Raw genomic sequence first — 23,377 nt, 5'->3', positions numbered from 1 at the left:
CATGACAGCCGGCCAAGACACCATCAAGGCGCGCAACCTGCCGCAAGCACACTGCAAGGAATGCAGTCTCGCCCCCCTGTGCCTGCCGCTGTCGCTGAACCTCGAAGACATGGACGCGCTGGACAACATCGTCAAGCGTGGCCGGCCACTAAAGAAGGGGGAGTTCCTGTTCCGCCAGGGCGACACCTTCACCTCGCTGTTCGCCGTGCGCACCGGCGCGCTGAAGACCTTCAGCGTCACCGATGGCGGCGAAGAGCAGATCACCGGTTTCCACCTGCCCAGCGAGCTGGTCGGCATGTCCGGCATGGACGCCGAGGCCTATCCGGTTTCCGCCCAGGCCCTGGAAACCACCTCGCTGTGCGAGATTCCCTTCGAGAAGCTCGACGAACTGTCCGTGCAGCTGCCGCAACTGCGTCGCCAGCTGATGCGCATGATGAGCCGCGAGATCCGCGACGATCAGCAGATGATGCTCCTGCTGTCGAAGAAGACCGCCGACGAGCGCATCGCCACCTTCCTGGTCAACCTTTCCGCCCGCTTCCGCGCCCGCGGCTACTCGGCCAACCAGTTCCGCCTGGCCATGTCGCGCAGCGAGATCGGCAACTATCTGGGACTGGCGGTGGAGACCGTGTCGCGAGTGTTCACCCGCTTCCAGCAGAACGGCCTGCTGCAGGCCGAAGGCAAGGAAGTGCAGATTCTCGACTCCGTCGAGCTGTGCAGCCTGGCCGGTGGGCGCCTGGAGGGCTGACCTTCCCGCTCCGAGTCAAGAACGCCCGGGTCAGCGTGCTGCCCCGGGCGTTTTTGCAACTGCTGGCTTGCGATGGCGGGACACGCCGCGAGGTCAGCCCTCAGAGCCCGATCGGCCTGCGTCCGGCCATGGCATGGGTCAGGGTGCCGCCATCGACCATTTCCAGCTCGCCGCCCAGTGGCACCCCATGGGCGATGCGCGATACGGTGAGGCCGCGCGGCGCCAGCATCTGGGCGATGTAATGGGCGGTGGCCTCGCCCTCCACCGTGGGATTGGTGGCCAGGATCACTTCGCTGAAGGCGCCCTGCGCGATGCGCTCTTCCAGCTCCGGGATGCCGATGGCCTCCGGGCCCAGGCCGTCCAGCGGCGACAGATGGCCCTTGAGCACGAAATAGCGGCCGCGATAACCGGTCTGCTCAACGGCAAACACATCCATCGGCCCCTCCACCACGCACAGCAACGTATCGTCGCGCCGCGGATCACTGCACTGCGGGCATAGCCCGTCCTCACTCAGGGTGCGGCACTGCCGGCAATAGCCGACCCCCTCCATGGCGCGGGTCAGCGCCTGCGCCAGGCGCAGGCCACCGCTGCGGTCGCGCTCGAGCAACTGCAGCGCCATGCGCTGGGCGGTCTTCTGCCCCACTCCAGGCAGAATGCGCAGGGCGTCGATCAACTGGCGAATCAGGGGGCTGAAGCTCATGGGGAGGAACTCACGGAAAGACTGGGAGACGACACCCAACCCAGTAGGAGCCAGCTTGCTGGCGATTCGTTCGGCATGAAAAAACGCCAGCAAGCTGGCTCCTACTGCAGGGCATGGAGCGAGGGTGCCCTCACCCGGCCCTCTCCCGCTGTCGGGAGAGGGCGAGAGATGCCGATCAGAACGGCATCTTGAAGCCCGGGGGCAGCTGCATCCCGGCGGTCATGCCGGCCATCTTGTCCTGATTGTTCTGCTCGATCTTGCGCACGGCATCGTTCACCGCCGCGGCAATCAGATCCTCGAGGATCTCCTTGTCTTCCTGCATCAGGCTGTCATCCAGGGAAACGCGCTTGACGTCATGGCGACCGGTCATCACCACGCTCACCAGACCGGCACCGGACTGACCGGTCACCTCGGCGTTGGCCAGCTCTTCCTGCATCTTCTGCATCTTTTCCTGCATCTGCTGGGCCTGCTTCATCAGCCCGGCCATGCCACCTTTCATCATGGGATCACCTCAATTTTCCAGGGGTACGATAGTGCCGTCGCGGATCACCGCGGCGAATTGGTCCATCATCTGCCGAACCAGCGGGTCGGCATGAATCGATGCCTCGGCCTCGCGCTGCCGCTCGCCGCGCTGGCGGGCAGCGGCCTGAGCCGGGGTTTCCTGCTCGGGCCGGACGATATCGATCTGCAGAGTCAATGCACGTCCATGATAGCTGCTCAGCGCATCGCTCAGGCGACGCTGCTGACTGGCGTTGAACAGCGCACTCTGCCCCGGGTCCAGATGCAGATGCCAGCGATCGCCGTCCACCGCCACCAGCGTGCAGTTGGCCGCGATGCTGGCGGTCATGCCGGCCAGACCGAGCTTGGGAAATAGCTCCAGCCATTCGGCGGCCAGGCCGGTGGCCGGCATGGCGGCAGGCTGCGGCTCTTCGACAGGCGGGGCTGCAGGTACTGCGTACTCGTCGACTGGCTGCATGCTTTCCAGATAGGCATAGGCATCCACGTCGATCGCGTCGTAGTCGTCGCCGTCATCGGCCGGCTCCTCCGCGGGCTCCGCCGCAGCCGCCTCCGCATGGCCCATGGCGATATCGTTGGCGACCGTTGCGGGCAGCGCGGCGACCACCTCCTGCGGAGCGGGCTCGGCAACACGGGGGTTAGCCACCACCTCGCTGCATACCGGGGGGGCGGCAGGTGCCGTGCTCGGCCGCGGCACTGGCGCAGCGGTATCCCAGGGCACATCCACCGGCTCGACCGGGGCGACCGGGGCGACCGGCGCAGCCTCGCGAGCAACCGGCTCGACAAGTGGCAGACGCGGAGCGGGAGGCTCGGCAACAGGTAGTGCGGCCCGTTCAGCCGCAGGTCCGGCCACCGGCGCCGGGGAATCAGTCGTGGCCTGACTGATCCCCGTCGGCTTTAGCGGTGTATCCGGCGCCCTCGCCGCATCCGCTGGTCGGAAGGCCAGCATGCGCAGCAGTACCATCTCGAAGCCGCTGCGCGGATCCGGAGCCAGCGGCAGGTCGCGTCGACCGATCAGCCCCATCTGGTAATAGAACTGTACGTCTTCGCCCGGCAGGGCGCCGGCCAGCGCCAGCACCCGGTCGCGATCACCCTGGCCGTTGTCCACCGCATCCGGCAGGACCTGGGCGATGGCCACCCGGTGCAGCACATTGAGTATCTCGGCCAGCACCCCGGCCCAGTCCGGCCCCTGTTCGGCCAGATGACGCACCGCCTCGAGCAGCGCGCGCGCGTCACCCTCCAGCAACGCCTGCAGCACGCCGTAGACCTGGCCATGATCGAGGGTGCCGAGCATCGCCCGCACATCGGCAGCCAGCACCTTGCCCTCGCCGAAGGCAATCGCCTGATCGGTCAGGCTCATCGCGTCGCGCATCGAGCCGTCAGCAGCGCGGCCGAGCAGCCACAGCGCATCCACCTCGAAGGGGATCTGTTCGACGCTCAGCACGTGGCTGAGGTGCTCCACCACCCGCTCCGGCGGCATGTTCTTCAGGGAGAACTGCAGGCAGCGCGAAAGGATGGTGACCGGCAGCTTCTGCGGGTCGGTGGTGGCGAGCAGGAACTTGACGTGCGGCGGAGGTTCTTCGAGGGTCTTGAGCAAGGCGTTGAACGAGTGCGTGGAGAGCATGTGCACTTCGTCGATCAGGTAGACCTTGTAGCGCCCGCGGCTCGGCGCGTACTGCACGTTGTCGAGCAGTTCGCGGGTGTCCTCGACCTTGGTGCGGCTCGCGGCGTCGACCTCGATCAGGTCGACGAAGCGCCCCTCGTCGATTTCCCGGCATACCGAACACTCGCCGCAGGGTGTCGAGCTGACACCCTGCTCGCAGTTCAGGCACTTGGCCAGGATGCGCGCGATGGTGGTCTTGCCCACCCCGCGGGTGCCGGTGAACAGATAGGCATGGTGCAGGCGCTGATTGTCGAGCGCGTTGATCAGGGCCTTGAGCACATGGGTCTGGCCGACCATTTCACGGAACGAGCGCGGACGCCACTTGCGGGCAAGGACCTGATAACTCATCGAATCTGTTCGCTGCGACTGTTAAGCGTGGGGCGTCATGCTAGCGAAGCGCGGGATAAATTGCACCCGACCTCGAGACGAGGGACCTGGAGCTGTGGCAAACCTGCGAACTGGATCTGCGCACTGACATGCCCCTTGCAGGCTCGGTGCGGACTGCCGCGCCTGGGGCGGGCACCCCGGGAAGCGAGTTTTCCAGGGGCAGAAATGGAGATGGCCCCGCCAGCCACACTCCGGCACACGATGTCACCGCTGTGGCTGCTCCCTTCCGGGCCTGACCAGGTTGACGGCTAATCGTTGCGGAGGGACCGACAGGGCCACCATAACGTACCCGCCTTGCAGCGAGCGGGGCCATTGTAGCGACTCGCGCCCAAGTTACAACCCGGCAAGCGAAAAACAGCCGCTCGGGCTCGCCAGCCGGCATTTCCACCAAGCAGAAAGACCTCACCGAAGGCAACATGACGGAATTCAGTTATGCAAATTACGTCACAAAACTGACGCTTTGAATTATCATAAACGCATAAAGGCATCCGCCAGCCCGCAAAGGTGGTGCGCCACGAACTGAAAAAGCGATTTTCTTGCCTGCGCAGCCCCCAACCCAGAGCGCTCGAGACCCCTAGGTATGCAGGAACACCCGAAAACCTCCCTCCGCGGCTGGATGTGGCGAGCATTCGTACAAAGCGCGCTGATCCCGCTGGTACTGGTCGAAACCGTACTGATCGCCGCCTACCTGCTGACCAACAGCTCGATCCGCGAAGCGCAGATCGACCACCTGCGCGAAACCGCCCTGAGCGATCTGCAGACCGCCGCCCAGCAGGAAGCCCAGCTGGTCAGCGAGCGCCTGGCCACCATCGGCAAACTCACCGACCTCTATCGCGAGCAGGTCGGCAGCGTCCTGCTGCGCAAGGAATACCTGGTCGACGAACTCGAGCGCCAACGCCACGCGCGCACTCCGGATGGCGTGCTCTACACCAAGACAGATGACGGACGCGCCGCCTCCTTCTATGCCAACAGCACCCCGGCGGAGCAGCAGGACCTCGACCGCGTCCTACGCCTGGCCCAGCTCGACCCATTGATGAAAAGCCTGCAGGCCTCCAACAAGCTGATTGCCTCGCTCTACTTCAACACCTGGGACAGCTACAACCGGATCTATCCGTGGTTCTTCACCCCGGAGCAGTACCCGCACGACATGGTCATCCCCGACTACAACTTCTACTATCTGGCCGACGCCCGCCACAACCCGCAGCGCAAGGTGGTCTGGACCGACATCTACGTCGACCCGGCCGGACATGGCTGGATGATGTCCGCCTTGGCGCCGGTCTACCGCGGCGACTTCCTGGAAGGCGTGGCCGGCCTCGACATCACCGTCGACAGCATCCTCAAGGAAATCGCCGGACTACAGGTGAGCTGGAACGGCTACGCCATGCTGGTCAGTGGCGAGCTGAACATCATGGCCCTGCCGCCACAGGGCGAGCAGGACTTCGCCCTCGCCGAACTGACCGAGCACTCCTACGACGAAGCCATCCGTCAGGAAATCTTCAAGCCGGCCGACTTCAACCTGGCCAAGCGCGTGGACAGCGCCCACCTGGCCCAGGCCATCAGCCGCAGCCAGACCGGCATCGAGTCCCTCAACCTCGACGGCCAACCGAAACTGGCCGCCTGGGCGACCATCCCGGAAACCGGCTGGAAACTCATCACCGTGGTCGACGAGGCGGCGATCTTCAGCAAGACCAACGCCCTCGCCGCCCGCTACCAGCAGATCGGCTACCTGCTGATCGCCGGCATGGTCCTGTTCTACCTGCTGTTCTTCGCCGCCATGTGGCTGCGTTCGCGCCAGCTCAGCCACCAACTGCAGCAACCGATGAACGGCGTCACCGGCATGATGGCGCAGATTGGCCAGGGCCACTGGAGCCCTGCACGCGCGCATTCGGACATCACCGAACTCGACCAGATGGCCACGGCCGCCGCCGCCATGGGCGAACAGCTGGCCCATAGCGAAACCACCCGCCAGCAGGCCCAGGGCCAGCTGGAACTGGTGCTCGACTCCACCACCGAAAGCCTCTGGACAATCGACCTCGTCCGGCGCAGCGTCCATATTCAGGGCCGCTTCATCGAGCGTTTCGGCCTGAGCGGGCCGGACATGGCGCTGGACAGCTTCTACGCCCGGGTTCACCCCGACGACGTGGAAGCCGTCATCATCTGCCACGAACACCCCGAGCAGCGCCCTGGCGACGATTACACCATTGAATACCGCTTCAGCGACCACAGTGGCATCTATCACTGGCTGCTCAGTCGAGGTCGCGTGGTCAGCAGCGACGGCGACGGCCATATCCAGCGCCTGGCGGGCACCCACGTCGACATCGACGTCCTCAAGGCCTCCCAGGAAGCCCTCCGCGAGGCCAGCCAGCAGGCCCAGGCCGCCAACATCGCCAAGACCCGCTTCCTGTCGAGCATGAGCCACGAGCTGCGCACCCCGCTCAACGCCGTGCAGGGCTTTGCCCAGATGATCCAGCTGGAGCTGCTCGACCGCCCGGAAGAGGCCGGCCTGAGCCAGTACGCCGGCGAAATCCTCGGCGCCAGCAACCACCTGTGCATGCTGGTCGACGACATCCTCGACCTGGCCCACATCGAAGCACAGAAGACCAGCGTGAGCCTGGAAACCGTCGACGCCCGGCAGATCATGAGCGAGTGCATCGAACTGGTCCGCCCTCAGGCCCGGGAACACCACCTGCACCTGGAAACCCACCTGCCCGAAGGCAGCCTGCTGGTTCGCGCAGAGCCGCGCCGGCTGCGCCAGACCCTGCTCAACCTGCTGAGCAATGCGGTGAAATACAACCGTCCGCACGGCCACATCTCGCTCAGCTACAAGACCACCCCGACCAGCCTGCGGCTGATCGTCGAGGACACCGGTTTCGGCATCAGCGAAGACAAACAGGCCCTGCTGTTCAAGCCGTTCCAGCGCCTCGGCCATGAAAACAGCACGATCAAGGGCACCGGCATCGGCCTGGTCCTCAGCCGCGAACTGGCCGAACTGATGAACGGCAAGCTCGGCTTCAGCAGCGAGCCGGGTATCGGCAGCACCTTCTGGATCGAACTCCCGTTCAGCCCGACCCTGCAAAGGGAAACGACCCAAGGGAGCCCCGCACAAAACCATGGCGCCCCGCCGCTGCGCATCCTCTACGTGGAGGACGACCACGCCAGCCAGGTCCTGGTGCAAAAGGCCCTGGCGGACATCGGCGATGTCGACGTGATGGAAAACGGCCTAGAGGCCCTGCACTGGGTCACCGAGAACCCGCCGGAACTGCTGCTGCTCGACATCGACCTGCCGGACCTGCAGGGCGACAGCCTGCTGCGCAGCCTGCGCAAGCATGCCCGCACCAGCGAGCTGCCGGTAATCATCATCAGCGCCGGGGCGCTGCCGGAAGACCTGGCCATGGTCAGCGACCTCAACGTCGCCAGCTACCTGACCAAGCCGCTGAAGATCCAGCTCCTGCGGGATGCGGTGTTGCGGATCGGCATTCAGCGCCATATCCCCACCAGCATCCAGTAGCGGTTTACCGGCACAAGCTCCGAGGGATACCTGCCATTGGTGAAAGAACGAATGCTATATGCCAAGGCACATAGCATTCCATTTTGTATGCTTGGCGAGACTGAAACGCACATGGGCGATGCCACTACAACATAAGCTCCACATACTCATGACACGCGATACGAATTTATTTTTTCAAGCCAATCAACAGCTTGAGTGCGCATCTAAAAAATTGCCCGCGCCGCGCAGCGATCACCAGACCAAAGACAAAATCAACACCAGAAGATAATGAAAAATAAACAAGCCCCTACAGCAACCCACAGCAAAGGGCCGAAACCAACAAATCTCAGCCACAAAAAATCAATCAAAAAAAAAAACAACGCAATCAACAATACGGTGAAAACACCAAACAACCCACACCATAAATCCGTATCACTTGAAAACAAAAAACCAGAACTCCATCCATACTTTATTCTATAAAAAACATATCCAAGACAAAGTCATCCGCACAATTCGCCGAGTGCACGACGAATGCACAAGCGCAAACAAGCCTTGCGCCAGTGCAGCGGCCAACCTCTGGTTTTCAATGCAAAAAACCGGATACGCAGGCGCAACTACCCCACCTATTCAAAGCTCATCCCTGAAGCCTGATCGGAAGTCCAGGCAGACTTCATTGCCCCTCGAGCGACACCCTCATCCCCTTCCCCTCACATATCCGTGCGTCCAAACAGAATAGCCCACTGCGCGTCAAAAAATGGACCAATCGTCAGCTCGAGCACAAAACCCAAACACAGCAACGTCGACTTTACGACTCAAAAAGCCGCACTACACTCCGTCCATAGGCACACCACCCACTATTCCCTGATGGGCAAGTCGTCCAACCCAAATAACTCTCGCACTCAAGAAACAGCGAAAAATCTTGTGGCGGTAGCGTGCCTGAATGACGTTGTCAAATAGCAACCACCGGGTAACCGACCAAGTGCAGCGCCTCATTCGAGTCATGACCATCGCCCGCTGCCGACATACATCACGGCCCGCGCACATACCGCTTGTCGCGTGTTATCTAGCGCGCCAGCAGCGCATGAGAATTGATGATCTAGCCTTCAGATGACCGTCTGGTTTGCTCGCGAGGACATTCGATATGCGCAAGACTCTGAACACTCTATCCCTGGCACTGGCGCTGACCGCACCCTTGGCGCTTGCGGCCCCTGCAGCGCCGAGCGACCTGACGGCAGCGGGCAGTTTCCTCCTCGCCGCCAACAACGAGAAGGCCAATACCCAAACGAGCCAAGGCACGCCGGCAACACCAGCCACGCCAGCCAATCCGGCTACACCGGCGAGTCCGGGCTCACAAGGCACTCCCGCGACTCCCGCGACTCCGGCCACCCCGGCGACTCCGGCAATGCCCAAAGCAAGCCGAAGCTGACGTGGACAACCGTAGAGTTGATGGCCACAGGGGCGGCCAGTAAAGCTGGCAGCCCCCCCTCCCACAGACGAATGCAAAGCGAGGACGATATCGACAAGATCAGCTCCACCTGCTTCAGACCACATCGTATTGAGATCACCAGCAATTCCGGCCAGTAACTCCAGCAGTCGATGCAGCAAGTTTTCGGGAGCTGACGACAGCTCTGTTCACGACCTGGCTTCAACAGGGAGACCGTGCCTCATGATTCTCCGCCATTACATTCTGACTCTGTGCCTGAGCCTGCTCCTTCCGCTCAGCAGCGGCGTGCTGGCCGAAACCGACTCCACCTACAAGTTGGCCTCGGGTGATGTCATCAGCATCAGTGTCTTCGGCGAGCCAGACCTGAGCTTCGCAGAGGTCCGCCTCAACGATGCGGGCATCTTCTCCTACCCATTCCTCGGCGACGTGCGGGCTGGAGGCAAGATGGCTTCCGAGATCGAGCGCACCCTCACGGAGCGTCTCAAGGGTAGCTATCTGATCGATCCCCGGGTGTCGGTCAGCATTCTCAAATACCGCGAGTTCTTCATCAGCGGCGAAGTGAAAACCCCTGGTGGCTATGCCTTCCAACCAGGTCTGACCCTTCGCCGTGCCGTGGCGCTGGCAGGCGGCCTGACCGAACGCGCGTCGGAAAACCGCATCACCATCATCCGCGACCAAGACCCCGAGCGCAGGCCGGAACCCGCCACACTCGACACCTTGGTGATGCCGGGCGACACCATCACCATCGACCAGGGTTTCTTCTGATTCTTTTGAGCAGGGGCTCCCAGAAATGGACATGACTGTCAGTGCCAGAGAACGCAACTGGATTGCCCAGCGTCTGGCAAATGACGCTCCAGACATACTGCAGATATGGCAGATCCTCTGGCGGCGCAAGTGGAGCATTCTCGCACTGGTGCTCATCGTCATGATGGTGACTGCGTTGGGGACCTTCGTCATAACCCCAACCTACCGCGCCACCAGCACCCTGCTGATCGAGCACAAATCAGCCAACGTTGTCTCCATCGAACAAGTCTACGACCCCGAAGGTATGGGTAACGAATATCTGCTGACCCAGTTCGAGCTGCTCAAGTCTCGCGCCCTCGCTGAGCGCGTGGTCAAGAAATTGAACCTGACCACACATCCCGAATTCGACCCACGCCAGCAGCCAGAACCACTAATCGACATTGGCGGCCTGCTGGCCAGCTTCAGCATCGGCGAGGCCATTCCAGTCATCCTGCCGGAAGACCTGGAAGAAGGTGTCGACCCGACCGAAGCGAAGATTTTCGACGAGGTCACCAAGACCTTCATGAAGCGCGTCAGCATTGCACCACTCGGCAAGAGCCAGCTGGTCCAGTTGCAGGTCGAAATGGCCGACCCGCGCATGGCAGCCAAAGCTGCCAACGCCATGGCCAACGGCTTCATCGAGGGCCAGCTGGACGCGACCATGGAGATGTCCATGACCGCTACCAACTGGATGAACACCCGCATGCTGGAGCTGCGCACCAAGCTGAAGGAGGCCGAAGACAAGCTGCAGGCATTCCGTGAGAAGGAGAACCTGGTGGACATTGGCGGCGTCTCGACGATCAACGCCGCAGAACTGTCGGCCACCAGCGACCGCATGATTGACGCCCGCCGCCAGCGCGCCGAAGCGCAGAGTCAATACCGTCAGGTGGAGTCCATGCGCCGTGGTGGCTGGGCAAAGCTTGCCACCATCCCGGCGGTCCTCGGCCACCCGCTCATCCAACAGTTCAAGGCCGATGAAGCGAGGGCCCGCGCCAAGGTCGATGAGCTCTCCAAACGCTACGGTGACCGCCATCCGGCACTTGAGGCCGCGCGCTCAGACCTCAAAGCAGCCTCGGCCAGTCTGCGCGGCCAGGTCGAACAGATCGTCGCCGGCATTGAGCGCAACTACCAGCTGGCGGTAGCCAACGAGAACTCGCTGCAGGCCTCGGTAGATGCCAACAAGGCACAGATCCAGAAGATCTCCCGCAAGGAGTTCCAGATCCGCGAATTGCAGCGCGAAGTGGAGGCCAACCGCGCCCTGTACGACACCTTCATGACTCGCCTGAAGGAAACGGCAGCCACCTCCGACCTGGAAACCGCCAACGCCCGAGTGGTTGACCAGTCCGTCGTGCCTACCCAGCCCATCAAGCCGCAGAAGAGCCTGATAATTTCCATGGCCGGCATCCTCGCCCTGATGGCCGGTATCGGCCTCAGCCTGCTGCTGGAGATGCTCAACAACACTTTCAAGGGTGCCGAGGAAGTCGAAGCCAAGCTCAACCTGCCGGTACTGGGCATCCTGCCGCTGGTCAAGAACAAGCATCGTAGCCAGATCGCCAGCCTGTTCAGCAGCAACGAGGACAAGAGCTTCAGCGAGTCTATCCGCACCATCCGCACCAGCCTGGTGCTGTCCGGGATGAGCGACCCTCACCGCATTCTGGTGGTCACTTCCTCCATCCCCGGCGAAGGCAAGAGCACAGTGGCCGCCAACCTGGCCTACGCCTTCGGCCAGATGGAGAAGGTGCTGCTGGTCGACGCCGACCTGCGCCGCCCGACCCTGGCCAAGAATTTCAAGTTTCCAGTCGGCACCCCAGGTCTGGCCAACCTGATCGCCGGCACCGCCAAGGTCGATGAATGCATCAAGACCATCGAAGGCATCGACATGCTGTGCGCCGGCGCCGTGCCACCGAACCCGTTGGAGCTGTTGTCCTCGGAGCGCTTCACCAAGCTTATCGAGCAGCTGAAGGACAGCTACGACCGGGTAATCATCGACTCGCCACCGATTCAGGCCGTCAGCGACGCCACAATTCTGGCCATCCATGCCGACGCGCAGATCTACGTGATCAAGTCCGAGTCGACTTCAGTACCGCTGGCCAGGAGAGGCGTCGGCCAGTTGCTGCAGAGCAACTCTCCAGTGACCGGTGTGGTTCTCAACCAGGTGGACATCAAGAAAGCACAGAAGCATGGCTATCACTACGGCGGCTACTACGACTACTACGGTTACACCAACCCGCAGAAAACGGATGCACAGACCACCCAAGGATCAAAAGCCTAGCCCGGTGTTCGGGCCCTGAAAATCCAGGATCAGTCCCATGATCGACCTGCACAACCACCTGCTGCCCGGCATCGACGACGGGGCACCCGACCTCGAAACGGCGTTGCAACTGGCACGCATGGCCGTCGAGCAGGGCATAACCCACCTGGTCTGCACCCCGCACATACATCCCGGCCGCTACGACAACACCATCGCCAGCATCGCAGCCGCTCGGGAGCTGCTGGTGACCGGCCTGCAGGAGGCCGGCATCCCGCTTCAGATCGCCGCCGCCGCCGAAGTGCGCTACGGCACGGAACTGATGCTCGGCATCGAGCAGGGCACCCTGCCCTTCCTGGGAACATGGCACGGCAAGCGGGTGATGCTGCTCGAGCTGCCCCACAGCGAGGTGCCTTTCGGCGCCGAGCGCCTGACCGAGTGGTTGCTGCAGCATGACGTCATGCCGATGATCGCCCACCCAGAGCGCAACAAGGGTGTCATGGCCTGTCCGCGAAAGCTGAAGCCGTTCCTCGAACAGGGCTGCCTGCTGCAGGTGACCGCCGGCGCAGTAGCCGGCCACTTCGGCGAGCCCGCGCGGCTCATCGCCCATGCCCTGCTCGAATACGGGCTGGTCACCATCCTCGCCAGCGATGCCCACAACATCCAGCATCGCCCTCCCGCGCTAGCCGAGGGCATGGAGCACGCTGCACGCATCGTCGGCGATATCCAGGCCGAACGCCTGGTTATCGATACCCCGTGGAAGATCGCCCACGAACATTTCTCCTGAACCGCACACGCGCAGCTGTCCAGGCGAAAACCGAGAGAGCACGGACGACGCGTCACCAAGACACGCGAACCAAGGATGGTCCCAGACCCACCACAGGCCCCTATCTGGACGACCACCATGCATACGCCGGACGACATCAAACTCGCCATCATCGGCCTCGGCTACGTCGGCTTGCCGCTCGCCGTTGAATTCAGCAAGCATCGCCCGGTGACGGGCTTCGACATCAGCCAGGAGCGCATCGCCGCGCTCAGGGCCGGTCACGATGCCACCCTGGAGGTCTGCAACGAAGAGCTGAAGGACGCCCGCAGGCTGACCTATAGCGCGGACCTCGACGACCTTGCCGCCTGCAATGCGTTCATCGTCACCGTGCCGACCCCGATCGACGAGCACAAGCAGCCCGACCTCACCCCGCTGGTGAAGGCCTCGCAGACCATCGGCAAGGTGCTCAAGCAGGGCGATATCGTCATCTACGAATCCACCGTTTACCCCGGCGCCACCGAGGAAGTCTGCGTGCCGGTGCTCGAGCAGGTGTCTGGCCTGCGCTTCAATATCGACTTCTTCGCCGGCTACAGCCCCGAGCGCATCAATCCTGGCGACAAGGAGCACCGCGTCACCACGATAAAGAAGGTCACCTCCGGCTCGACTCCCGAAGTCGCCGACCTGGTCGACGCGCTATACAGCCAGATCATCAGCGCCGGCACCCACAAGGCCAGCAGCATCAAGGTCGCCGAGGCCGCCAAGGTCATCGAGAACACCCAGCGCGACCTCAACATCGCCCTGATCAACGAACTGGCGATCATCTTCAACAAGATGGGCATCGACACCGAAGAGGTGCTCAAGGCCGCCGGCACCAAGTGGAACTTCCTGCCCTTCCGCCCGGGTTTGGTCGGAGGACACTGCATCGGCGTGGACCCTTACTACCTGACCCACAAGGCGCAGAGCATCGGCTACCACCCCGAGATCATCCTCGCCGGCCGCCGCCTCAACGACGGCATGGGTGCCTATGTGGTGTCGCAGTTGATCAAGGCCATGCTCACGCGACGGATCTGCGTCGAGGGAGCCCGCGTGTTGGTCCTCGGCCTCGCCTTCAAGGAAAACTGCCCGGACCTGCGCAACACCAAGGTGGTCGACATCATTCGCGAGCTGGGCGAATACCACATCAATGCCGACGTCTACGACCCCTGGGTCAGCATCGAGGAGGCCCGGCACGAATACGGCATCACCCCGATTGCCGAGCCGGCCATCGAGGCCTATGACGGGATCATCCTTGCCGTTGCCCACGGCGAATTCCGCAGCCTGGGGGCCGCCAACATCCGCAAGTACGGCAAGGCCGAGCATGTGCTCTACGACCTCAAGTACCTGCTGGCCCCGCAAGAGTCGGACTTGCGTCTGTAACCGCCCTGCGCCTGGATGCCACGGAGCAGCCAATATGACCAGCTACCCAACCCTACAGCACAAGCTCACCACGGCCCCACGAACCTGGCTTATCACCGGGGTAGCCGGCTTCATAGGCTCCAATCTGCTGGAAGCCCTGCTCGGGCTCGACCAGCGGGTGGTGGGACTCGACAACTTCGCTACCGGCCATCAGCGCAATCTCGACGAAGTACGGCTCGGGGTAACCGCCGAGCAATGGGCGCGCTTCCGCTTCATCGCAGGTGACATCCGCAACCCGTCAGACTGCCGGATGGCCTGCGAAGGTGTTGATCACGTGCTGCACCAGGCGGCTCTCGGCTCGGTGCCCCGCTCGATAGATGATCCTGCCGCGACCAACGCCACCAATATCGGCGGCCATCTCAACATGCTGATTGCCGCACGCGACTGTCGGGTGAAAAGTTTCGTCTATGCCGCCAGCAGCTCCACCTACGGAGACCACCCCGGACTGCCCAAGGTGGAGGATGTGATCGGCAGACCCTTGTCGCCCTATGCCGTCACCAAGTACGTCAACGAGCTGTATGCCGAGATATTCGCCCGGACCTACGGCTTCGCCAGCATCGGACTGCGCTATTTCAACGTGTTCGGAAAACGCCAGGATCCGAACGGCGCCTATGCCGCAGTGATCCCGAGGTGGACCGCGGCAATGATCAATGGCGAGGATGTCTTCATCAATGGCGATGGCGAGAGCAGTCGCGACTTCTGCTTCATCGAGAACACGGTGCAGGCCAACCTGCTGGCCGCCACGACCACGGACGAATCCGCCCGCAACCAGGTATACAACATCGCCGTTGGCGAGAGGACGACACTCAACCAGCTGTTTGCCGCCCTGAGGGACAGCCTGAGGAACAGCGGCATCACCTATTCCAGCACTCCCATCTACCGGGATTTTCGCCCTGGCGACGTCCGGCACTCGCTGGCGGACATAGACAAGGCCCGCAAGCTGCTCGCCTACGCGCCCCAGTTCGACATTCGGGCCGGCATCGAAAGGGCAATGCCTTGGTACGTGAACTTCCTCCGCGCCACCCAGCCGCTGAAAAGGCACACGGCATGAGTCTGAAGAGGGAAGCACTCTTCCACATCTGCGGATCGATCGCCTATGCCCTGGCGCAGTGGTCGGTGCTGGTGCTGCTGTCCCGGCTGATCTCCATCGAGGCCGCCGGCGAGTACGCCTATTACCTGGCGCTGTTCACCCCGGCAGCCATCCTGACCACCTTCGGGATCAGGAACTCGGTCGCCTCCGACCGGGAGCGGGAGCACTCCCTCAGTAGCTACAGGCGAGCCCAGCATGCGGGCCTGCTGCTGCTGAGCGCCTACTACCTGGTCATCCTGCTGGCCACCGACGGCGATGCCGCGATAGCCAGTCTGGTCTTCCTGATCAAGCTGGCGGACAACCTCTCGGAACTCTCCTACGGCACCTGGGTGAGAACGGGCGGGCTGCACCGCTATGGCATCTCCAAGATCGCCAAGCTGGCGCTGTTCGCCGCCCTGTTCCTCGCGCTCCTGGCGCTGGGCATCCGCGACCGGGCCATGCTCTTCGCCTACCCGGCGGCGACGCTGATCGTCTACTTTCTCTACGACAGGCGCCAGGAGGAAGTGGAGGATCCGCGCGACACGGGGCTGCTGAACATCATCAGGAGCGGCACACCGCTGGCGCTCGGCTCGTTCGTCGTCAGCCTGAACTCGAGCATCCCGCGGATATCCATCAACCACATCCTCGACGAACAGGCACTCGCCGAGTTCGTGATGCTGACCTACTTCATCGCCTTCGCGACCCTGCCGATCACCTCGCTCTGCCAGGCGATCATCCCGCGGATCACCATGCAGGGCGCGCCGAAACGGGTCTGGTGGTTCCTCATCGCCTACTCGAGCGGCTACCTGGCCTTCATGATGCTGCTTGCCAACCCGCTGATCGACTTCATCTACAAGACGCGCATCGAGTACCCCTATCACGTGCTGGCCATGATCGGTATCGCCGGCGGGCTGCACTTCATGTCCACCCTGTCGAATGCGGTCCTGGTGGCCAATCGGCAGTTCCAGCAGATCCTCGTGGCCGCCCTGCTGTCGACCCTCGCGGCGCTGATCGCGAGCCCGCTGCTGATCATGCAGTTCGCCCAGACCGGCGCCGCAGCAGCCTACCTGGCATCATCGCTGACCCTGTTCATCTTCAATGCACTGTACGCCAGCCGGCAGCAGCGCAAGCCTTCCGCGCCGCTGGACTCACCGGCCTGAAACGCCCTGACTCGAACCTCGCACAGGGATGCCGAAATTGAAAACGAACCCCATCAACCAGGCGATTTTTGCCGGACTGGCGACGACCACCGCCTGCCTGCTGTACGGCGGGCTGCAGGCGGTCAACTTCTTCCCGCAGATCGCCATTACCAGCACGATCCTGTTCTTCATTATCTTCCGCAGCGTGGCCCAGGGCGGTTCCATCTTCCATCCCGCGCCGCTGGTAGCGCTGGTCCTGCTGTGGGGCCTGGCCATCTCGCCGCTGGCCAGCATCGTGTGGGAGAAGTTCATCCTCTACGCGCCGAAGAACATCGAGTGGGAGCCCTGGCTGATCCATACGTCCTGGATCTATACCGCCTGCGCCATCGCCCTGCTGACCGGCATCCTGCTGGGCTCCGACAACAATCTCGAGCCACTGCCGGCCTGGGAGGTCAACCGGAGCATGCTCCCCGTCGTCTCGCTAGCCTTCCTCACCTTCACCCTGCTGGTCCAGGCATACATCTTCGTCAGCTTCGGCGGCGTATATGGCTACCTCGTCGAGTGGACCGAACAGAAAGAGTCCTTCAAGGGGCTGGGCTCGATATTCATGCTGGCCGAAGCCTTTCCAATCCTGCTGCTCATCTCGTTCGTGCTCTTCACCGACCGGGAGAAGGTGCGCGAGAGAATATGGCTGGTGTATGGCCTGCTGATCGCCTTCTTCCTACTCAAGCTGCTCTTCGGCGGCTTCCGCGGCAGCCGCAGCAACACCATCTGGGGCATATTCTGGGCGGCCGGGATCATCCACCTGGTCTACTTCAAGCTCAAGCTCAGGCACTATCTGATCGGCACGGCCTTCCTGATGGCCTTCATGGTCAGCTATGCGGTCTACAAGAGCTTCGGCGTCGAAGCGTTCAGCGGCGAGTACACGGTCGAGGATTCTGGGAGATTCGATGGCAACCCCATCGCAAGCATACTCCTCGAAGACTTCTCTAGATCCACGGTACACGCCTACATCCTCCACGAGTACTTCGACTCGGACAGCTACAACGTCAAGCTGGGCGCCACCTACCTGAACTCGCTGTTCAAGGTGATGCCATGGATGGACAACCCATTCCCGGATTCGAAGAATACGGCGGGGGCCGAGCTTTTCTACGGCAGAACCATCGACCCGGTACTGTCCTACGGGCGAATACGCAACAGCCGCGTGTTCGGACTCTACGGCGAAGGGCTGCTCAACTTCGGCCCGGCCCTGCCCATCCTGCTGTTCATCGGCGCCGGCATGCTGATCGGCAAGATCGACAGCTTCTGCCTGCGGCTCAAGGCCGAGGATCCGCGAACCCTGCTGATCCCCTTCATCGCCAACGGCTGCCTTGTGCTGATACTTTCCGACTCCGACAACCTGGTCTTCTTCATCATGAAGAACGGCTTCATGGCCTTCCTGATGATCTTCCTGATTTCCATAAGACCGAAGCCCATCACAAGCATGACTCCGTCATGAAAAAACTATCGCGCGTTGTCTTTGCCTATGACGGCGGATTCGCCAAAGCTGCCGACGGCAAGGTTTACTCTCAGGGAGGCTTCCCGGCCGAGAACTGGGGCCGCTACCTCGAGTTTGCCGAAGAACTCATCGTCACCGCGCGCATGCATGACGAAGAGTCGGCTGCCGGCGTGCTTTCTTCGCGTGATCGGGTTGCCTTCGTCAGGGTGCCCAGCATCTCCTCGCCGACACATGTCCTGACCAACAGACCCCTGGCCCGGGAAATACTCGAGCGCGAGATAGGCCTGGCGGACCATTTGATCGTCAGGCTGCCCAGCGAAATCGGCCTGCTGGCCATCAGGATCGCCAGAAGGCTTGGCAAGAAGTTTTCCATCGAACTGGTTGGCGACCCACTGACCGCCCTGGCCCATCACAAGAAGCTCTATGCAAGACTGTATGCGCCGCTGCTTTCCCTGAGAGTCAGGCGGGCCATAGCCCGATCGCAAGCCTGCATATACGTCACCCGAAGAACGCTCCAGGCACTCTACCCATGCACCGGCCTGTCCGCTTCGGCATCGAACGTGAATATAACCCTTGCCCCCTGGTCGGACGTTCAGGAAGTCCTGCGAATAAAGCTCAACAAGCAGAGGAAGAGCTTCGGCCTGATCGGCTCGATGGTGACCAACTACAAGGGCGTCGACATTGCCATAAGAGCCCTGAGCCTGCTGATCGGCAAGGGCCATGACTGCGAGCTGCACATACTCGGATCCGGCGATCACGCCCACCTTGAGGATCTGGCAGGCAGCCTGGGAGTAGCGGAAAAGGTCTACTTCGATGGCACCAGAAATTCGTCGCCCGAGGTTCTCGAATGGCTCGATCAGCAAACTTTCTATCTCCAGCCGAGCCGCTCGGAAGGATTGCCCCGCTCGCTGATCGAAGCCATGTCGCGGGGACTGCCATCGGCCGGTAGTGACAGGGGCGGGATTCCGGAACTTCTACCCGAGTCGTTCATCTTCGCGAACATGGAGCACACCGGGCTGAGCGCCATAATGGAAAGACTGCTCGAACTCCAGCCAGACGAATACCTGAAGGCAGGACGAAACGCCTATGAAACTGCAGCAATCTACGAAAGAAAAAACCTTGACGAGATAAGGTACAACTTCTGGAAAGAATCACTGATCTAACAGGTGAATCATGACAGCGCAAGAAATCATCCAGCAAATCCTTCCGATGCCGATCCAGAATATCGCCATCAGCCTCTACAATACCAACCTGTACCGCAAGCGCCATGCTGGCATATACGCCAGCATGCGCGAATTTTATGAAAACTGCTCAAGACTCAGCGCGAGCGAGATCCATGCAGAACAGCAAAGGAAGCTTGCGGCCTTTCTGAAATATGCTACGGAAAGCTCCGCATGGTACGCCCCCTGCAAGGGACTGGAATTGAAGGACTTCCCGATACTGGAAAAACGGGATGTCATGGAGAATCTCGACAGGATAGCGACCATCAAGGAAAGCCAGGCCATCGTCAACCTGACCGGCGGAACCACCGGCTCATCGATGAAGGTGCTATACACCCACGCCGACATGCAGGAGCGCTTTGCCCTCATCGACACCTTCCGGGCAACCTACGGATATTCTCTTGGAAAAAGGGTAGCGTGGTTCAGCGGAAAGAATTTGATCCAGGAAAGAGACCTGACTCGCGGCACATTTTTCCGTGACGACCATATCAACCATATCCGCTTCTTCTCCACATTCCATATCTCCGAAAAGAACTTCGATGCCTACTGGCGAGCCCTCACGGAGTTCGATCCGGAATACATAGTCGGCATCACCACCTGCGTCTACGATCTGTGCCGAATGGCATTGGAGCGCAACCTCGAGTTCAAGGGTCATCTGAAAGCCTACTTCTCTACCGCGGAAACAGTCTTGGACGTGCAGAAAGAAGTCCTGGAGAAGACTTTTGGCTGCCCGCTGGTCGACCAGTACGCCTCATCCGAGGGAGCACCTTTCATATTCCAGTGCCTTCACGGCTCCATGCATATCCACCCGCTTTCGGGGATCTTCGAGGTCATCGACGAGAACATGCGCCCCGCCCGCGAGGGCGAAATCCTGGTGACCTCGTTCACCACCCATGGCACACCGCTGATCCGCTATCGAATCAAGGACAGGATCAGGCTTGCCCCGGATGACTTCGCCTGTTCCTGCGGGTCTTGCTTCCCGGTGGTCGAACACATCGACGGCCGCTCAACCGATTTCGTTCTCTCCGTTGATGGCGGTCGCATTGCCTCCGGCAACATCAGCAACTGCACAAAAGGCGTCGAAGGCATTCAGTGCTTCCAGCTCTTGCAGGAAAGGCACGACGAAGTAACCGTCAAGATGGTCTGCTCAAACCGTTTCGATACGCTTCAGGAGGCGAAATTCACGAACGCGCTCCATCAGCGCCTGGGAGCAGACATGAAGATCGTCATCGTCCGGGTTCCGGAAATCCCCAGGGAACGTAGTGGGAAGTTCAGGATACTGAAGAACTCCATGGCCATCTGAGCCAAACAAGATCGACACCGTACTCAGCAGCTTCATCGCATCTTTTTTCCCCCTAAAAATCACTCGAGTCCGCCAGACAAGCCACGGTGACTTGAATTTCAGTCATTGGGACCGGCTTGGCTATGCCTCGGCCCCCAAACGGTCTGAACGCGCATGAAATTCCTCCTGCTCGCCAGCTACCCCGAATCGCTGCTCTCCTTTCGCGGCCCGCTACTGGATGCCTTGCTCGCCCAAGGCCATAACGTGCATGTGGGAGCTCCGGAACTGAGGCTGGGAAGCCCGATCGCCCAGAAGCTGGAGGCCCGGGGCCTGCAGATTCACAGCATCCCCATGCAGCGCACCGGCACCAATCCGCTCACCGATCTGGTCACCCTCCTCCACCTGCACCGGTTGATGCGGCAAATACACCCGGATTGTGTGCTGGGCTACACCATCAAGCCCGTGATCTACGGCTCACTGGCGGCCTGGCTGGCCAGCGTTCCCAATCGTTTTGCCCTGATAACCGGGCTGGGTTACAGCTTCCAGGGACAGGGCAACGACGCTGATGAACGGGCACTACTGCGCTCGCTGGTGCAATGGCTCTACGGGTTGGCGCTGAACCATTCGCACAAGGTGTTCTTCCAGAACCCGGATGATCAGGCCCTGTTCCGCATGCAGCAGATTCTCTCCCCCACGGTCCCGTCGTTCGTGGTCAACGGCTCCGGCGTAGATATCGACGAGTACACCCCCGCCCCGCTGCCGCCAACCCCGCGTTTTCTCATGATCGCCAGGCTGCTGGCTGACAAGGGCGTGCGTGAGTACGTTGCCGCGGCACGTCTGGTGCGCGCCCGGCATCCCGAGGCCCTGTTCAGCCTGGTTGGCTGGATCGACGAAAACCCGAGCGCCATCGCACGGGCGGAGCTCGACGCCTGGCAGGCGGAGGGCGTCATCCGTTACCTGGGCAAGCTCGACGATGTACGCCCCATCATCGCCGACTGCAACGTCTACGTTCTGCCCTCTTACCGCGAAGGCACTCCGCGCACGGTGCTGGAGGCCATGGCCATGGGACGCGCGATCATCACCACCGACGCCCCCGGCTGCCGCGAGACGGTGATCGACGGAGACAACGGCTTCCTTGTGCCGGTGAAGGCAGTAAGCGAGCTGGCCGCGGTGATGATGCGCCTTGTCGAAGATCCGGACCTTGCCGCGAGAATGGGTCGTCGCTCGCGGCTGATTGCCGAGGAAAAATACGACGTGCGCCGCGTCAACGCGGTGATGCTGCGGGAGATGGGCATCCGATGAGCAAGCGCCTGTTCGACATTGTCGCCGCCGCCTGCGGCCTGCTGCTGCTCGCACCGGTCATGGCCATCATCGCCTGGCAGACCGGCCGCCGGCTCGGCTCGCCGGTGCTGTTCCGCCAGTGGCGCCCTGGGCGCAACGGCGTGCCCTTCGAGATCATCAAGTTTCGCACCATGCGCGATGCCGTGGATGCGCGCGGCGAGCCGCTGCCGGATGGCGAGCGCATGACGCCCTTCGGCAGCTTCCTGCGCGCCAGCAGCCTGGATGAACTGCCGGAGCTGTGGAACGTGCTGAGGGGCGACATGAGCCTGGTCGGCCCTCGGCCTCTGCTGATGGAGTACCTGCCGCTCTATAGCCAGGAGCAGTTTCGCCGCCACAGTGTCCGCCCCGGCGTCACCGGCTGGGCTCAGGTCAACGGCCGCAATGCCCTGAGCTGGGAGGAGAAGTTCCACCTGGATGTCTGGTACGTCGACCACCAGTCGTTCTGGCTGGACCTGAAGATCCTCGGCCTGACACTGCACAAGGTCCTGGCGCGCGAGGGCATCAGCGCCCAAGGCGAAGCGACCATGCCGAAGTTCACCGGCTCCAAATGACACAGCCCGCAGAACGTGGGCGCTCTGAAATCTCAGCCTGGAACCACCACGCAATGAAGATCAACGAGCTCACCGGCAAGAACGAGTGGGAGGAAGCGCTATTGAAGGCATCCTGCCACGACTTCTATCACACCTGGGATTTCCACCAGATCTCTCGCCAGAATGGCGAAGGCGATCCGCGGCTGTTCGAGGTGCGCGCACAACATGGCGGCATTCTTTTCCCCCTGCTGTCGCGCCCTATTGCGGGCTCGTCGCTGCGCGACCTGAGCTCGGTCTACGGCTACCCCTCGCCGCTGACCTACGGGCTGATCAACCGCGATGAGGTGCCTGGCCTCTGGGATGCCCTGCTCTCGCACCTGTTCCAGCGGGGCTATGTCAGCCTGTTCTCCCGATGCCACCCCTTCCTTACCCCCGAGATCCTCGGCGAGGACGCCTACTCCCACTGCGGTCGTGTCGTCGTCATCTCCCTCGACCGCTCCGAGCAGGAGCAGCGCAACGAGTACCGTACCAACCACAGGCGGGACATCAGCAGGCTGGAACAGCTCGGGGTGGTCTGCCAGCCGGAAAGTTCGGCGCGCAGCCTGGCCGACTTCATGGCCAACTACGAGGCGACCATGCGCTCGGTTGAAGCCGCACCCTATTACTTCTTCCCGAAGAGCTACTACCAGGGGCTGCTGGCGGCAAGATCCTTCGATACCCGCGTCTATTCCTGCACCCTCGGGGACAGGGTGATCTGCAGCGGCATATTCGTGTTCTGCGGGCAATTCGTGCAATACCACCTCGGCGGCACGGCTCCGGGCTTCGCCCATCTGGCGCCAACCAAGCTGATGTTCGACACGGTGCGAAAGGATGCCTGCCGCATGGGCTACAGGCATTTCTGCCTCGGTGGCGGCCATGGCAGCCAGGAGGACTCCCTGTTCCGCTTCAAGGCCGGCTTCTCCAGCGAGACCTGCGACTTTCGCGTGATCCGCAAGGTCATCAACCCCGACGAATACCAGCGGCTCTCCGCCAGTGTCGCCATCGAAACCAGCTATTTCCCCAGATACCGGGCTGCACTTCACTGAACCCGCCAGGGCGGACATG

17 protein-coding genes and 1 other RNA gene are annotated in these 23,377 nt (G+C 61.9%); 14 read left to right on the top strand and 4 right to left on the bottom strand.

Translation table 11 applies throughout. The annotated features are described in order from the left end of the window. The first annotated feature begins 1 nt into the window (after position 1). Positions 2–745, top strand: coding sequence for a fumarate/nitrate reduction transcriptional regulator Fnr (fnr, locus tag BMZ19_RS09490; RefSeq protein WP_090310258.1), 744 nt, complete (start codon positions 2–4; stop codon positions 743–745). Positions 746–845: 100 nt separating this feature from the next. Here the strand turns inward: fnr and recR are convergent, their stop codons facing one another. From recR to ffs, 4 genes are all read right to left on the bottom strand, one after another. Further along, positions 846–1,445, bottom strand: a complete 600-nt coding sequence (gene recR / locus BMZ19_RS09485; protein WP_090310256.1) for a recombination mediator RecR — start codon at positions 1,443–1,445, stop codon at positions 846–848. A 175-nt stretch (positions 1,446–1,620) separates the two neighbouring features. Beyond that, on the bottom strand, positions 1,621–1,947 hold the full coding sequence (locus BMZ19_RS09480) for a YbaB/EbfC family nucleoid-associated protein (protein ID WP_090310254.1): 327 nt from the start codon (positions 1,945–1,947) through the stop codon (positions 1,621–1,623). A 9-nt stretch (positions 1,948–1,956) separates the two neighbouring features. Further along, positions 1,957–3,972 (bottom strand): DNA polymerase III subunit gamma/tau, encoded by a 2,016-nt coding sequence (gene dnaX, locus BMZ19_RS09475; protein WP_090310252.1) that lies wholly within the window; start codon positions 3,970–3,972, stop codon positions 1,957–1,959. Between the two features lie 214 nt (positions 3,973–4,186). Continuing rightward, positions 4,187–4,283, bottom strand: an RNA gene (ffs, locus tag BMZ19_RS09470) — signal recognition particle sRNA small type. A 308-nt stretch (positions 4,284–4,591) separates the two neighbouring features. On the opposite strand from ffs, the gene BMZ19_RS09465 reads away from it, so the two are divergent. The 13 genes from BMZ19_RS09465 to BMZ19_RS09405 all read left to right on the top strand — a co-directional run bounded on the left by BMZ19_RS09465 (position 4,592) and on the right by BMZ19_RS09405 (position 23,358). Further along, positions 4,592–7,519, top strand: a complete 2,928-nt coding sequence (locus BMZ19_RS09465) for a hybrid sensor histidine kinase/response regulator (protein ID WP_090310250.1) — start codon at positions 4,592–4,594, stop codon at positions 7,517–7,519. Positions 7,520–9,164: 1,645 nt separating this feature from the next. Next, positions 9,165–9,707, top strand: a complete 543-nt coding sequence (locus BMZ19_RS09455; protein ID WP_090310247.1) for a polysaccharide biosynthesis/export family protein — start codon at positions 9,165–9,167, stop codon at positions 9,705–9,707. Between the two features lie 31 nt (positions 9,708–9,738). Further along, positions 9,739–11,997, top strand: a complete 2,259-nt coding sequence (locus BMZ19_RS09450) for a GumC family protein (RefSeq protein WP_212633211.1) — start codon at positions 9,739–9,741, stop codon at positions 11,995–11,997. A 37-nt stretch (positions 11,998–12,034) separates the two neighbouring features. Continuing rightward, positions 12,035–12,760 (top strand): tyrosine-protein phosphatase, encoded by a 726-nt coding sequence (locus BMZ19_RS09445; RefSeq protein WP_090310244.1) that lies wholly within the window; start codon positions 12,035–12,037, stop codon positions 12,758–12,760. Positions 12,761–12,877: 117 nt separating this feature from the next. After that, entirely contained in the window at positions 12,878–14,155 is a 1,278-nt protein-coding gene (gene tviB / locus BMZ19_RS09440; RefSeq protein WP_090310242.1) for a Vi polysaccharide biosynthesis UDP-N-acetylglucosamine C-6 dehydrogenase TviB, read from the top strand. A 34-nt stretch (positions 14,156–14,189) separates the two neighbouring features. Continuing rightward, complete coding sequence (locus BMZ19_RS09435; protein WP_090310241.1) at positions 14,190–15,245, top strand: NAD-dependent epimerase/dehydratase family protein; 1,056 nt, start codon at positions 14,190–14,192, stop codon at positions 15,243–15,245. Continuing rightward, the gene (locus BMZ19_RS09430) at positions 15,242–16,423 is read left to right on the top strand and encodes a lipopolysaccharide biosynthesis protein (protein ID WP_090310239.1); all 1,182 of its coding nucleotides are present in this window, start codon (positions 15,242–15,244) and stop codon (positions 16,421–16,423) included. Before BMZ19_RS09435 ends, BMZ19_RS09430 begins: the two co-directional genes overlap by 4 nt. A 37-nt stretch (positions 16,424–16,460) precedes the next feature. Further along, positions 16,461–17,900, top strand: a complete 1,440-nt coding sequence (locus tag BMZ19_RS22360; protein ID WP_170847734.1) for a hypothetical protein — start codon at positions 16,461–16,463, stop codon at positions 17,898–17,900. Beyond that, complete coding sequence (locus BMZ19_RS09425; protein ID WP_170847733.1) at positions 17,897–19,063, top strand: glycosyltransferase; 1,167 nt, start codon at positions 17,897–17,899, stop codon at positions 19,061–19,063. The genes BMZ19_RS22360 and BMZ19_RS09425 overlap by 4 nt, the downstream gene beginning before the upstream one ends. 10 nt (positions 19,064–19,073) lie before the next feature. Further along, positions 19,074–20,423, top strand: a complete 1,350-nt coding sequence (locus BMZ19_RS09420; RefSeq protein ID WP_090310237.1) for a phenylacetate--CoA ligase family protein — start codon at positions 19,074–19,076, stop codon at positions 20,421–20,423. A 153-nt stretch (positions 20,424–20,576) separates the two neighbouring features. Further along, a complete protein-coding gene (locus tag BMZ19_RS09415; RefSeq protein ID WP_090310235.1) occupies positions 20,577–21,704 on the top strand; it encodes a glycosyltransferase family 4 protein in 1,128 nt (375 codons plus the stop codon). Then, positions 21,701–22,294: a sugar transferase gene (locus BMZ19_RS09410; protein ID WP_090310233.1), complete on the top strand. Its 594-nt coding sequence runs from the start codon at positions 21,701–21,703 to the stop codon at positions 22,292–22,294. The genes BMZ19_RS09415 and BMZ19_RS09410 overlap by 4 nt, the downstream gene beginning before the upstream one ends. Positions 22,295–22,347: 53 nt before the next feature. Beyond that, a complete protein-coding gene (locus tag BMZ19_RS09405) occupies positions 22,348–23,358 on the top strand; it encodes a GNAT family N-acetyltransferase (protein WP_170847732.1) in 1,011 nt (336 codons plus the stop codon). Positions 23,359–23,377: the final 19 nt, after the last annotated feature.

The sequence above is a fragment of the Pseudomonas linyingensis genome, from assembly GCF_900109175.1.
Taxonomy (GTDB): domain Bacteria; phylum Pseudomonadota; class Gammaproteobacteria; order Pseudomonadales; family Pseudomonadaceae; genus Geopseudomonas; species Geopseudomonas linyingensis.
This window is presented reverse-complemented; position numbering and strand designations above follow the sequence as displayed.

Coding starts and splice junctions, on each gene's coding strand:
- BMZ19_RS09410 (WP_090310233.1), top strand. CDS start 21,701: ATGAGCAAGCGCCTGTTCGACATTGTCGCCGCCGCCTGCGGCCTGCTG.
- BMZ19_RS09405 (WP_170847732.1), top strand. CDS start 22,348: ATGAAGATCAACGAGCTCACCGGCAAGAACGAGTGGGAGGAAGCGCTA.
- BMZ19_RS09480 (WP_090310254.1), bottom strand. CDS start 1,947: ATGATGAAAGGTGGCATGGCCGGGCTGATGAAGCAGGCCCAGCAGATG.
- BMZ19_RS09450 (WP_212633211.1), top strand. CDS start 9,739: ATGACTGTCAGTGCCAGAGAACGCAACTGGATTGCCCAGCGTCTGGCA.
- BMZ19_RS09445 (WP_090310244.1), top strand. CDS start 12,035: ATGATCGACCTGCACAACCACCTGCTGCCCGGCATCGACGACGGGGCA.
- BMZ19_RS09465 (WP_090310250.1), top strand. CDS start 4,592: ATGCAGGAACACCCGAAAACCTCCCTCCGCGGCTGGATGTGGCGAGCA.
- fnr (WP_090310258.1), top strand. CDS start 2: ATGACAGCCGGCCAAGACACCATCAAGGCGCGCAACCTGCCGCAAGCA.
- BMZ19_RS09415 (WP_090310235.1), top strand. CDS start 20,577: ATGAAATTCCTCCTGCTCGCCAGCTACCCCGAATCGCTGCTCTCCTTT.
- BMZ19_RS09430 (WP_090310239.1), top strand. CDS start 15,242: ATGAGTCTGAAGAGGGAAGCACTCTTCCACATCTGCGGATCGATCGCC.
- BMZ19_RS09420 (WP_090310237.1), top strand. CDS start 19,074: ATGACAGCGCAAGAAATCATCCAGCAAATCCTTCCGATGCCGATCCAG.
- BMZ19_RS09435 (WP_090310241.1), top strand. CDS start 14,190: ATGACCAGCTACCCAACCCTACAGCACAAGCTCACCACGGCCCCACGA.
- BMZ19_RS09425 (WP_170847733.1), top strand. CDS start 17,897: ATGAAAAAACTATCGCGCGTTGTCTTTGCCTATGACGGCGGATTCGCC.
- tviB (WP_090310242.1), top strand. CDS start 12,878: ATGCATACGCCGGACGACATCAAACTCGCCATCATCGGCCTCGGCTAC.
- BMZ19_RS09455 (WP_090310247.1), top strand. CDS start 9,165: ATGATTCTCCGCCATTACATTCTGACTCTGTGCCTGAGCCTGCTCCTT.
- recR (WP_090310256.1), bottom strand. CDS start 1,445: ATGAGCTTCAGCCCCCTGATTCGCCAGTTGATCGACGCCCTGCGCATT.
- dnaX (WP_090310252.1), bottom strand. CDS start 3,972: ATGAGTTATCAGGTCCTTGCCCGCAAGTGGCGTCCGCGCTCGTTCCGT.